Origin of the sequence: Bacillus sp. OxB-1 (genome assembly GCF_000829195.1) — a bacterium.
In the GTDB taxonomy this organism is placed as follows: domain Bacteria; phylum Bacillota; class Bacilli; order Bacillales_A; family Planococcaceae; genus Sporosarcina.
The window spans coordinates 459,496-471,981 of record NZ_AP013294.1 but is presented as its reverse complement, the minus strand read 5'-3'; the positions used below and the strand labels follow the sequence as shown (position 1 = coordinate 471,981).

The 12,486-nt window shown below is 48.8% G+C and carries 9 protein-coding genes, 3 tRNA genes and 2 rRNA genes; 12 read left to right on the top strand and 2 right to left on the bottom strand.

Going from position 1 to position 12,486, the window contains the following annotated elements; genetic code table 11:
* The first annotated feature begins 85 nt into the window (after positions 1-85).
* From OXB_RS02480 to tsaD, 9 genes are all read left to right on the top strand, one after another.
* A tRNA-Ile gene (locus tag OXB_RS02480) sits at positions 86-162 on the top strand.
* A 12-nt stretch (positions 163-174) separates the two neighbouring features.
* A tRNA-Ala gene (locus OXB_RS02475) sits at positions 175-250 on the top strand.
* A 236-nt stretch (positions 251-486) separates the two neighbouring features.
* Positions 487-3,419 (top strand): 23S ribosomal RNA (locus OXB_RS02470).
* A 193-nt stretch (positions 3,420-3,612) separates the two neighbouring features.
* A 5S ribosomal RNA gene (gene rrf / locus OXB_RS02465) occupies positions 3,613-3,728 on the top strand.
* A gap of 103 nt (positions 3,729-3,831) precedes the next feature.
* A tRNA-Asp gene (locus OXB_RS02460) sits at positions 3,832-3,907 on the top strand.
* 179 nt (positions 3,908-4,086) lie between these two features.
* A complete protein-coding gene (gene tsaE / locus OXB_RS02455) occupies positions 4,087-4,539 on the top strand; it encodes a tRNA (adenosine(37)-N6)-threonylcarbamoyltransferase complex ATPase subunit type 1 TsaE (protein ID WP_041071614.1) in 453 nt (150 codons plus the stop codon).
* Complete coding sequence (gene tsaB, locus OXB_RS02450; protein ID WP_041071613.1) at positions 4,536-5,240, top strand: tRNA (adenosine(37)-N6)-threonylcarbamoyltransferase complex dimerization subunit type 1 TsaB; 705 nt, start codon at positions 4,536-4,538, stop codon at positions 5,238-5,240. Before tsaE ends, tsaB begins: the two co-directional genes overlap by 4 nt.
* Positions 5,227-5,691 carry a ribosomal protein S18-alanine N-acetyltransferase gene (gene rimI, locus OXB_RS02445; protein ID WP_041071612.1) on the top strand — a complete coding sequence of 155 codons (465 nt, stop codon included), beginning with the start codon at positions 5,227-5,229 and terminating at the stop codon, positions 5,689-5,691. Before tsaB ends, rimI begins: the two co-directional genes overlap by 14 nt.
* Positions 5,688-6,704: a tRNA (adenosine(37)-N6)-threonylcarbamoyltransferase complex transferase subunit TsaD gene (tsaD, locus tag OXB_RS02440; RefSeq protein ID WP_041071611.1), complete on the top strand. Its 1,017-nt coding sequence runs from the start codon at positions 5,688-5,690 to the stop codon at positions 6,702-6,704. The genes rimI and tsaD overlap by 4 nt, the downstream gene beginning before the upstream one ends.
* A 317-nt stretch (positions 6,705-7,021) precedes the next feature.
* Here tsaD and OXB_RS02435 read toward each other — a convergent pair whose 3' ends face one another.
* The gene (locus OXB_RS02435) at positions 7,022-8,956 is read right to left on the bottom strand and encodes an ABC-F family ATP-binding cassette domain-containing protein (protein WP_041076183.1); all 1,935 of its coding nucleotides are present in this window, start codon (positions 8,954-8,956) and stop codon (positions 7,022-7,024) included.
* Between the two features lie 123 nt (positions 8,957-9,079).
* Here OXB_RS02435 and OXB_RS02430 point away from each other — a divergent pair, with 123 nt between their 5' ends.
* From OXB_RS02430 to tatC, 3 genes are all read left to right on the top strand, one after another.
* Positions 9,080-9,730: a redox-sensing transcriptional repressor Rex gene (locus OXB_RS02430; RefSeq protein WP_041071610.1), complete on the top strand. Its 651-nt coding sequence runs from the start codon at positions 9,080-9,082 to the stop codon at positions 9,728-9,730.
* Between the two features lie 67 nt (positions 9,731-9,797).
* Positions 9,798-9,980, top strand: a complete 183-nt coding sequence (gene tatA / locus OXB_RS02425; protein WP_041071608.1) for a twin-arginine translocase TatA/TatE family subunit — start codon at positions 9,798-9,800, stop codon at positions 9,978-9,980.
* A 17-nt stretch (positions 9,981-9,997) separates the two neighbouring features.
* On the top strand, positions 9,998-10,822 hold the full coding sequence (tatC, locus tag OXB_RS02420) for a twin-arginine translocase subunit TatC (protein ID WP_041071606.1): 825 nt from the start codon (positions 9,998-10,000) through the stop codon (positions 10,820-10,822).
* A gap of 295 nt (positions 10,823-11,117) precedes the next feature.
* On the opposite strand, the gene OXB_RS02410 is transcribed toward tatC, so the two are convergent.
* Positions 11,118-12,302 carry an NAD(P)-dependent alcohol dehydrogenase gene (locus OXB_RS02410; protein WP_231860353.1) on the bottom strand — a complete coding sequence of 395 codons (1,185 nt, stop codon included), beginning with the start codon at positions 12,300-12,302 and terminating at the stop codon, positions 11,118-11,120.
* Positions 12,303-12,486 lie beyond the last annotated feature (184 nt).

Below are 12,486 nucleotides of genomic sequence, written 5' to 3'. Positions count from 1 at the left end.
GAATATGAACCTTGGGTTCATACGTTGACGTTTTGCGTTCAGTTTTGAAGGTTCATATAATGGAACTTCATAATAATCCTGGAAGGGGCCTATAGCTCAGCTGGTTAGAGCGCACGCCTGATAAGCGTGAGGTCGGTGGTTCGAGTCCACTTAGGCCCACCATCATATACTTCTGGGGCCTTAGCTCAGCTGGGAGAGCGCCTGCCTTGCACGCAGGAGGTCAGCGGTTCGATCCCGCTAGGCTCCACCAATTAAAACTTTGCTCCTGCCGCTGCGCTTTCGTCGCAAGACTGCATGAAGCAAAATCAGCGAAGTGAATCATGAAGTGATTCAGGCAGCTGTCTTGTTCTTTGAAAACTGGATAAAACGACATTGAAAGCAATAACACAAGTAATCAACCGAGTCGATCACACTAGTGATTGAACATGCAACACTTTGTAACGATCCGGAAGCCATATCGCTATGGCGGAACGATCGACCAATTCTGGTCAAGTTAGAAAGGGCGCACGGCGGATGCCTTGGCACTAGGAGCCTATGAAGGACGGCACTAACACCGATATGCTCCGGGGAGCTGTAAGTAAGCATTGATCCGGAGATTTCCGAATGGGGAAACCCACTGCCCGTAATGGGGCAGTACATGTACGTGAATACATAGCGTACATGAGGCAGACCCGGAGAACTGAAACATCTAAGTATCCGGAGGAAGAGAAAGAAAATTCGATTCCCTGAGTAGCGGCGAGCGAAACGGGAAGAGCCCAAACCAGGAAGCTTGCTTCCTGGGGTTGTAGGACACTCTATACGGAGTTACAAAGGGATGGGTTAGGCGAAGCGACCTGGAAAGGTCCGCCGCAGCGGGTAATAGCCCCGTAGCCGAAAGTCCATCCCCTCCAGAGTGGATCCTGAGTACGGCGGAACACGTGAAATTCCGTCGGAATCCGGGAGGACCATCTCCCAAGGCTAAATACTCCCTAGTGACCGATAGTGAACCAGTACCGTGAGGGAAAGGTGAAAAGCACCCCGGAAGGGGAGTGAAAGAGAACCTGAAACCGTGTGCCTACAAGTTGTCAGAGCCCGTTAAGGGGTGATGGCGTGCCTTTTGTAGAATGAACCGGCGAGTTACGATTCCATGCAAGGTTAAGCCGAGAAGGCGGAGCCGCAGCGAAAGCGAGTCTGAACAGGGCGAATGAGTATGGGGTCGTAGACCCGAAACCAGGTGATCTACCCATGTCCAGGGTGAAGGTAAGGTAACACTTACTGGAGGCCCGAACCCACGTACGTTGAAAAGTGCGGGGATGAGGTGTGGGTAGCGGTGAAATTCCAATCGAACCTGGAGATAGCTGGTTCTCTCCGAAATAGCTTTAGGGCTAGCCTCAAACAACGAATCTCGGAGGTAGAGCACTGTTTGGACTAGGGGCCCATCCCGGGTTACCGAATTCAGACAAACTCCGAATGCCGATGATTTAGGTTTGGGAGTCAGACTGCGGGTGATAAGATCCGTAGTCGAGAGGGAAACAGCCCAGACCACCAGTTAAGGTCCCCAAGTATCCGTTAAGTGGAAAAGGATGTGGCGTTGCCCAGACAACCAGGATGTTGGCTTAGAAGCAGCCACCATTTAAAGAGTGCGTAATAGCTCACTGGTCGAGTGGCGCTGCGCCGAAAATGTACCGGGGCTAAACGGATCACCGAAACTGTGGATTGACACCGTTGGTGTCAGTGGTAGGAGAGCGTTCCAAGGGCGTCGAAGCCAGACCGGAAGGACTGGTGGAGCGCTTGGAAGTGAGAATGCCGGTATGAGTAGCGAAAGAAGGGTGAGAATCCCTTCCACCGAATGCCTAAGGTTTCCTGAGGAAGGCTCGTCCGCTCAGGGTCAGTCGGGACCTAAGTCGAGGCCGAAAGGCGTAGACGATGGACAACAGGTTGATATTCCTGTACCACCTCCCCGCCGCTATCAGCAATGGGGGGACGCAGTAGGATAGGGTGAGCGCGCTGTTGGTCATGCGCGTCGAAGCAGTGAGGTGTGGAACGAGGCAAATCCCGTTCCTGTAACATTGAGCTGTGACCGCGAGGGGAATTGTTCCCCGGAGTCCCTGATTTCACACTGCCAAGAAAAGCCTCTAGCGAGGCGGGAGGTGCCCGTACCGCAAACCGACACAGGTAGGCGAGGAGAGAATCCTAAGGTGATCGAGAGAACTCTCGTTAAGGAACTCGGCAAAATGACCCCGTAACTTCGGGAGAAGGGGTGCTCTGGTAGGGTGAATAGCCCGAGAGAGCCGCAGTGAATAGGCCCAGGCGACTGTTTAGCAAAAACACAGGTCTCTGCAAAACCGTAAGGTGACGTATAGGGGCTGACGCCTGCCCGGTGCTGGCAGGTTAAGAGGAGGGGTCAGCGCAAGCGAAGCTTCGAATTGAAGCCCCAGTAAACGGCGGCCGTAACTATAACGGTCCTAAGGTAGCGAAATTCCTTGTCGGGTAAGTTCCGACCCGCACGAAAGGCGTAACGATCTGGGCACTGTCTCAACGAGAGACTCGGTGAAATTATAATATGCGTGAAGATGCGCATTACCCGCGACAGGACGGAAAGACCCCGTGGAGCTTTACTGTAACCTGATATTGAATTCCGGTGCAGCCTGTACAGGATAGGTAGGAGCCTTGGAAGCCGGAGCGCCAGCTTCGGTGGAGGCATTGGTGGGATACTACCCTGGCTGTATTGGACTTCTAACCCATGCCCGTGATCCGGGCAGGAGACAGTGTCAGGCGGGCAGTTTGACTGGGGCGGTCGCCTCCTAAAGTGTAACGGAGGCGCCCAAAGGTTCCCTCAGAATGGTTGGACATCATTCGCAGAGTGCAAAGGCATAAGGGAGCTTGACTGCGAGACCTACAAGTCGAGCAGGGTCGAAAGACGGGCTTAGTGATCCGGTGGTTCCGCATGGAAGGGCCATCGCTCAACGGATAAAAGCTACCCCGGGGATAACAGGCTTATCTCCCCCAAGAGTCCACATCGACGGGGAGGTTTGGCACCTCGATGTCGGCTCATCGCATCCTGGGGCTGTAGTCGGTCCCAAGGGTTGGGCTGTTCGCCCATTAAAGCGGTACGCGAGCTGGGTTCAGAACGTCGTGAGACAGTTCGGTCCCTATCCGTCGCGGGCGCAGGAAATTTGAGAGGAGCTGTCCTTAGTACGAGAGGACCGGGATGGACACACCGCTGGTGTACCAGTTGTCTTGCCAAAGGCATCGCTGGGTAGCTATGTGTGGACGGGATAAATGCTGAAAGCATCTAAGCATGAAGCCCCCCTCGAGATGAGATTTCCCTTTACATTCGTAAGTAAGATCCCTCAAAGAAGATGAGGTGGATAGGTCCGGGGTGGAAGTGCGGCGACGCATGGAGCTGACGGATACTAATCGATCGAGGACTTGACCTATATGAAATGCCGAGGCGGCCTGCCTAGACTCGACAGGCATAAGACAGGCTGGCGAAGCGGTGCTTTTGCCGCACAGCCGGAATGGCTTATGACCCGAGAGTCTGGCCGCCGAGGCTGGACAATACAAAGGTTGCATGGCTTGTGGCAGACAATGTTGGTTTTATCCGGTTTTGAGCGAACAAGCTCAACCAAGTCTGGTGACGATGGCGAAGAGGTCACACCCGTTCCCATACCGAACACGGAAGTTAAGCTCTTCAGCGCCGATGGTAGTCGGGGGCTTCCCCCTGTGAGAGTAGGACGTCGCCAGGCTTGCCCATACATTTCGACATATTTTGTGACATGGTTAGAACTGATCAATTACAAATCTGCAGTTAAGAAGCCTCACCTTGTCGAAATGTCATACATAGTTTAAGGTCCCGTGGTGTAGCGGTTAACATGCCTGCCTGTCACGCAGGAGATCGCCGGTTCGATCCCGGTCGGGACCGCCATTTATTTTGTCATCTATAACCGATTCCGCGGATTCTTTCCGGAATCGGTTTTTTGTATACTTTTTTATTGAAGGCTTCCCATCGGAGAAATGGAATTGTTTCCGAACCAAAACCGGTTTGCTTTCCGACCGGTTTGTTATTAGGTACACTAGAACAAAGCACGTGAAAGGAATTAAGATATGATAAAGGAAATTGAAGTACACTCTGTCCAGGAGACGGAAGCGATTGCCGAGCGGTTGGCCTCTCTTCTTGCCCCTCCGGATGTCATTTTATTGGAAGGTGATTTGGGCGCCGGGAAGACTACGTTTACGAAGGCGTTAGCCAGAGCGCTTGGCGTCACCCGGACGGTCAATAGTCCGACTTTCACGATACTGAAACAGTATGAAGGACGGCATCCGCTTAATCATCTGGATGTATATCGGTTAGCGGATAGCGAAGAGGATCTAGGTTGGGACGAATTATTTTATGGCGATGCCATTTCGGTTGTGGAATGGGCGCATCTCATCGAAGACGATCTGCCATCTGACCGACTGGAAATCCGGATTGCCCACAAAGGGGAAGAATCCCGCACCATTACATTGAAGCCTATAGGGGCCCGTTATGAAAAGATTTGTGAGGAGTTGGCATTATGATCTGGCTAGGTATCGATACCTCGAATACCCCCTTATCCATTGCACTTGTAAAGGACGGGGAAGTGCTTATTGAAGAAAATGCCACGCTGCCTGTGACGCATTCCTTGCGGGCGATGCCGGTCATTGAGGAGTTAGTGGGGAAAGCGGGGTTGACCCCGGATACGATTGATCGCATAGCGGTTTCTGAAGGTCCTGGCTCTTATACGGGTATCCGGATCGGTGTCACGATTGCGAAGACCCTTGCATGGACATTGGACAAACCACTTGTCGGAGTATCCAGTTTGAAAACGCTCGCTGCTAATGGGCAGCTGTTCCCTAACTTGGTTTGTCCGTTGGTGGATGCGCGTAGGAACAATGTCTATTCAGGTGTATTCCAGTTTGAGCAAGGTAAGCTGACTGCCCTCATGGATGATGGCCACTATCCATTGGAGGAGCTGCTGTCCTTTTTGGAAGAGCAATCGGTTCCTGTCCTATTTATCGGAAAGGATACAGCTCTGCATCGAACGAGGATAGAGGAGCGTTTAGGCGAATTCGCTTCATTTGCCCCACTGGCCTTGAATATACCTCGAGCCTCTGTTCTCATTGAACTGGCAATGCGGGAAGAACAATCAGAGGAAGTTCATACGTTTGTTCCTGAGTACCGTCGTCTTGCCGAGGCAGAAGTGAATTGGCTGAAGGAGCAGCAACATGGAAACAAGTAACCTTCAACATATCGAATATCGGAAAATGACACGGGAGGATATTCCTGCTGTTGTGGCCATTGAGGAAGAAGCATTTGCCACTCCTTGGTCCCCGGAAGTGTTTGAGCACGAGATGACGGGCAATCAATACGCCCATTATATTGTCGCCGTCCATGAAGAGGACGTAATCGGGCATTGTGGAATGTGGATCGTGCTGGATGAATGCCATATTACCAATGTGGCGGTCCGCGTGCATATGAGAGGCAACCATATCGGGGAAGGGCTGATGCGACAAGCCATCGCCTATTGTAAGGAGAAGGCTGTTCGATTGATGACATTGGAAGTGCGGGTGTCGAATCATACAGCCCAAAATCTTTATAGAAAGCTTGGTTTCCAAGAAGGCGGCATACGAAAAAACTATTATACGGACGACCATGAAGATGCGCTCGTCATGTGGGTGGAATTTGAATGAAAGACATGTATGTATTAGGAATAGAAACGAGCTGTGATGAGACTGCGGCTTCTGTTGTGAAAAACGGTTCAGTAATCGTCTCCAATATTGTCGCTTCTCAAATTCAGAGCCAAAAACGCTTTGGCGGTGTCGTGCCTGAAATTGCGTCACGCCATCATGTGGAGCAGATTACACTGGTCATCGAAGAAGCGTTGAAGGCAGCGGAACTTCAGCCAAAGGATCTGGATGCGGTTGCCGTCACGGAAGGGCCGGGCCTCGTGGGAGCTTTGTTGATCGGCATCCATGCAGCGAAGGCCTTTGCTTTCGCCCATCAACTGCCTTTGATTGGTGTCCATCATATTGCCGGCCATATTTATGCCAATCAACTTATCCAACCAATGGAGTTTCCGCTGTTGGCCTTGATTGTCTCTGGAGGCCATACCGAACTAGTATTGATGGAGAGCCACGGTTCATTCCGATTGATTGGAGAAACACGGGATGACGCGGCAGGGGAAGCGTATGACAAAGTGGCCCGTGTGCTCGGCCTCCCTTATCCTGGAGGTCCTCATATTGATAAACTCGCAGCGGAGAGCGAGACGCCTATCGAGTTTCCGAGGGCTTGGTTAGAGCCGGATTCGTATGACTTCAGTTTTAGCGGGTTGAAATCTGCGGTAATTAATTACAAACATAATCATGAACAGAAGGGGGAGTCGGTGGATCCCGCGCAAGTGGCGGCCGGCTTCCAAGCGAGCATCATCGACGTACTCACGACGAAAACACGGAAGGCGGCCAAAGAATTCAACGTCAAACAAGTGATTGCCGCGGGTGGAGTCGCGGCTAATAAAGGCTTGCGCACGTCTCTGGAGAAAGTTTTCAAAGAAGAGGGCATCCCTTTTTACGTGCCACCCATTGGGCTGTGCACCGACAATGCTGCAATGATTGCCGCCGCGGGATCTGCCATGTTCGTGGATGGAATCCGTGGGAATCTCGCGATGAACGGACGACCTGGTATGCCGCTTGTCTCCTGGAACTAATTGAAAACACGGAATTTGACAATCCTAGTCAAATTCCGTGTTTTTTTTGAACAACTGATTTTCATTTGTCAATAGAGAACGTGTGCACTTATGCACATTTTGTGGATAACTTGTGCATAACATTAAACATACTGAATCTAATCAAGTTGATTAAAGGATAACTTTGTGAACAACTTAAGAAGATTTTGTGGATAGTGTGGAAAACCATGCTCGATTGCTGGATTCATCCATTTTCTACTGTGGACAAATTTGTGGAGAAAGACAGGCGCATTTCGACAAGACTCTACAAAAAAAGCTCCCGTGCATGGGAGCTCTAATCACTTCATATAGGTTTCCAATTCTTCCTGCGTAAGGAGCCACTCCTCCGATATTTCATCATGGTCCGCTTGCAGCTTGTCGATTTGGGCTTGCAGATCCATCAATTTGACATGGTCATTTGCATAAGCGGGTGTGGACAGTTCTTCCTGCAACGCGGCGATTTGCAGATCCAACGCAGCGAGCGAAGTCTCCAGCTCATCAATGCGTCTCGTCAATCTCCTCTCTTGCCGTTTCCATTCTTTCTGATCGGCTCTTTCCACTTCAGGCAGCGAGTCGGAACGTTTCGGTGAAGGTTGCAATTCAGCTTGCAACTCTTCCTGTTCCGTCTTTTTCTCTACATAATAATCATAGTCGCCAAGGTATTCCAAGGAGCCTGAATTACTGATTTCCATCACTTTCGTAGCAATGCGGTTAATGAAATACCGATCATGTGAAACGAAAATGATGGTTCCTGGGAAATCGTCCAGTGCATTCTCCAATACTTCCTTGCTATCGAGATCCAAATGGTTCGTCGGCTCATCGAGCACGAGCGTATTGGAGCGCAACAGCATCAGTTTGGCAAGCGATAATCGGGCTTTTTCCCCACCCGATAACGTAGTGACCGACTTTTCCACGTCTTCCCCGGAGAATAAAAAACGCCCTAATACGGTGCGCACATCTTTTTCATTCATCATCGGCCATTCATCCCATAATTCCTGCAGGACGGTGCCTGAGCCGACCAATGTCGCCTGTTCCTGATCGTAGTACCCAAACTGGACATTCGTGCCATAGCGGATTTCTCCGGCGAGCGGCTCCTGCTTTTTAACGATTGTTTTCAACAATGTCGATTTACCGACGCCATTCGGACCGATGATTGCAATCCGATCTTGTTTATATACACGCATGTCGATTCCTGTAGAAACAGGGACATGGTCATATCCGATGGCGACTTTCTCAAGGCCCAACACGTCATTGCCGCTTGGGCGATCGATGGAGAATGTGAAGCTCGCCGACTTTTCATCGCCTTCCGGGGAATCCATCCATTCCGTGCGCTCCAATTGCTTCCGCCGGCTTTTCGCCATCTTGGAGGTCGAAGCACGCGCGATATTCCGTTGAATGAAGTCCTCCAACTTCGCTCTTTCGCTCATCTCCTTCTCATAAAGCTTCTGGTCGCGCTCAAAGTTTCTCGCTTTTTCATCGATATAAGCACTGTAATTGCCCGTATACTTTGTCACTTTCCTCCTCGATACTTCGTAGACGATGGTGACGATCTGGTCCAGGAAATACCGGTCATGCGAAACGATGAGGATGGCACCTTCATAGGAGGCGAGGTATTTTTCCAGCCAGGCGAGCGTTTCAATGTCCAAATGGTTCGTAGGCTCATCCAGAATGAGCAAATCGGGTTTGCTCAACAACATTTTCGCGAGCGCGAGCCGGGTTTTTTGGCCTCCGGACAATAAGTTCACCTGTTTGTCGAAATCGTCCGGAAAGAAGCGCATGCCATGCAAGACCGAACGGATATCCGACTCAAACTGATAGCCCCCGGAATCCTTGAACTCGGTTTGCAGGGCATCATATTCTTTCATGACCCGCTCATATTCGGCCGGCCTTTCATAGACGCCTGGATGGGCCATCTGCACCTCAAGTGAGCGGAGCCGTTGTTCCATCACTTGGAGGGATTGGAAGACGGTCATCATCTCTTCCCACACAGTCAACGGGGAATCCAGACCGCTATGCTGCTCCAAATACCCGATTTGGACATCCTTCGGGATGATCAAGTCACCCGAATCCGGGGTCATTTCCCCTGCAATCAATTTCAGAAGGGTGGACTTGCCTGCGCCATTCCGTCCAACTAACGCAACCCGGTCACGATGTTGCACTTCCAGTTTTACATTTTGCAATATATCAGTTCCGGAGAACGATTTTGATAATCCGTTTACTTGTAACACAATCATAATCCGCACCTCGATTCCTCTTCAGTTTAATGGAATGGTGCAAACCGTGCAATGGTCGGCTTTACATCATTCCGTATCTACTGTACGATAGAATAGGCTCATAGAACTTGCAGGAGGTTTACTATGTCGGAGGAAACGCCAAAAATCCCACAGGCAACGTCCAAACGGTTGCCCCTCTATTATAGATTTTTGCAAAATTTTGCGAACGCAGGAAAGAAACGAGTTTCATCCAGCGAATTAAGCGAAGCAATGAAAATCGACGCCGCCACAATCCGACGGGATTTTTCTCATTTCGGGGCGTTGGGACGAAAAGGATATGGGTACGATGTACAGTACTTAGTCGATTTTTTTCGCCAAACACTGGATCAGGACGAAGAGACGGACGTCGCTTTAATCGGTGTCGGGAGTCTGGGCAGCGCTTTTCTAAAATATAATTTCCAGAAGAACCATAATACCCGGATTGTCATCGCATTTGACCGGAAAGCGCCGCCGGAAGGGAAATTGATCAGCGGGATTCCCGTCTATCATCCGGATAAGATAGAAGAAAAGATCCTAGAGCTTGGAGTCGAGGTCGTCATTTTGACCGTGCCTTCCCGGGTCGCCCAGGAAATCACGGACCGGCTTGTGGCAATCGGCTTGAAAGGAATCCTGAATTTCACCCCGGTACGGCTGGCTGTTCCTGAAGGGATCCGGGTCTTGACGATCGATTTGTCGGTCGAATTGCAAACGCTTATTTATTTCATAAAAAATGACGTAAAAGATTCACAAATATGAACTGCCACGAATAGAAATTTCGACATGTTTCGTGTAGAATGGATGTATTATGAAGGAGGTGCCCGGAATGCCAGGTCCAATGAGTTTAATCATCATTGCAATCATTGCATTACTCGTATTCGGTCCGAAGAAGCTGCCTGAAATCGGAAAGGCGTTCGGTTCTTCGTTGCGGGAGTTCAAAAACGCGACAAAAGGCCTCGTTGAAGATGATGAAGTAAAAAAAGTCGAAGACAAGAAAGAAGTTAAGTAAGTTAGGATGTTTGTCCGATGAAAGAAAAAAACTTAACGATCATTGAACATATAGATGAAATTAGAAAACGGCTGATGGTAATCGTCGTTTTCTTTCTTATTGCGGTGGCGGGCAGTTTTTTCATCGCCAAACCCCTCATCCACTTTTTGCAATATGATGGCGCGGCCGAAAATATAACACTCAACGCGTTTAAAGTGTTAGACCCTCTTATGATCTACGTGAAAATGGTCGTAATTATCGCATTTGTTCTCATTTCACCGGTTGTCATGTATCAGCTATGGGCCTTTGTCTCTCCAGGTTTGCATGAGAAGGAAAGGCGGGCGACGCTAAGTTATATCCCGTATTCATTCCTTCTTTTCTTAGGCGGAGTTGCCTTTTCATATTTGATATTACTTCCATATGTGTTGAAATTTACGATGAATATATCGAATGAGCTCGATATCGTGCAAACGATCGGGATCAATGAATACTTCTCGTTTTTGTTCCAATTGGTCCTCCCATTCGGATTGATCTTCCAATTACCGGTCGCGCTGCTGTTTCTAACAAGGCTCGGTATCCTGAACCCGCAATTGCTTGTGAAAATCCGGAAGTATGCCTATTTCACGTTGTTCGTCATTGCGGCATTTATTACGCCGCCTGACCTGTTATCCCATTTATTCGTCACAGTACCGTTATTCATTCTATATGAAATCAGTATTTTCATTTCCCGATTCGGGTACCGAAAGTATTTGAAAGCGGAGGAAGAACGGCAACAAGAAGAGGAAGAGGCGGAGCGGCAGCGGTTATTCGCTGAAGCAAAAGCAGAACAGCAGCGGCAGATTGAGGAATTCAATGCTAAATGATTAATAAAAAAGCTGTTCCGTGTTTAGGCACATTGCCATACAGAAAAACGGCAGCTTGTACATAAATAAAGTTGGGGCTGTCCAGAAAGTGGATTTTCCGTAAACACGCAAAAAGCAAGGGCTCTGGTCGCTTTCCGCGGGCCAGCCGACGAGCCTCCTCCGGCTTACAGCCGTGCGGGGTCTCGTCGGCCGGCTTTCCCGCAGGAGTCTCCCGGCGCCCTTGCTTTTTGCTAGTATCCAACTCTGTGCCTGGACTTTTCGGACAGCCCCATTAATTTATCTCTTTATTTGTTGATTAACCCTCCATTACTGGTTCATCTTTACGATAATCCTCATCGATAATTAGAATCGGTTTAATCGTTTTTCCACTATTGGAGTCTTCGCTTGCCTCATTAATCTCGTCGAACTTATAAAATTTCACTAACTTATCAAACGGGAATTTACCTTCTTTGTGGTATTGAATAAGTTTTGGAATCGCGAGCTGTGGAACAGCATCGCCCATTAAAACACCTACTACTTTACGATTGTTCAGTGTTAATTCTGTAAATGGATTGAATTCAAGTGAATTAGGCGTAACGGCTAAAGGAACTGTACTTCCGCCAATCGTGAGAATATCAAGAGACGATTTCATGACGGACGATATACCCGTTGTATCGATTGAGTAATTGACCCCTATGCCGCCAGTAATTTCAGCTATTCTTTCTTCAAGATTCTCGACTCTGCTATTTATCGTATGGGTTGCTCCAAGTTCCTTGGCCCTTTCCAGACGTGAATCATGAATATCAATAGCAATAATTGGTGAACATCCTTCGATTTTTGCTGTCATAAGTGCACCAAGGCCTACAGCTCCTGTGCCAAATATCGCAATCGAGGAATTGGTTTCTGGTTTCAAGCCATTAACGATTGTGCCAAATCCAGTTAATAAGCCGCACCCTAACGGTCCTACTAATCGCAAATCAGTTTCCGGATCAACTTTAATCAAATTATTTGCATAAGTAATGGTATACGTTGAAAAAGAACTTTGATTAAAAAAGTTGGATACTGGTGTGCCATCTGCCTTAGTAAATATATAAGTGCCATCTGAACGCGGGCTGCCAAAATTTATGGGTGTCCAATCCTTACAAGATGAAGGATGTCCCGTACGGCAACTAGGACATGTGCCGCAATAGTCATAAGCCATTACGACTTGATCCCCCACGGCGAGATCTTTAACTGCACTCCCAACCTTTTCAATAATGCCTGCCCCTTCATGTCCAAAAACGGCAGGCATCGGATATTCAGCATCTCCAATACGCAATGCTTCATCTGAGTGACATATACCAGTTGCAACCACTTTTACAAGCACTTCATCAGCACGGAGTTCACTTAGTGTTAACTCCTCCATTTCATATTTCTCATTAACTCCATTAACTACAGCTGCTTTAACTTTCATACTATTTTTCACCTTAGCATCTTTAACTGCTGCTGTATTAGTTTGCATAATAAAGTCCTCCATATTTCAATTTTTTGTGTACATGTCAGAATCAGTTTGCGCTTGGTTTTCACGTACTATTTTTTGTGTATGGTGAGAGTTACGTCTTTGGGACCTAGAGTCGGATCACGTACATTTCCGGCTCCAAGTGGTCTCGTTTGTTCTACCATTTGTGCCGCTCTCATTGTAAAAC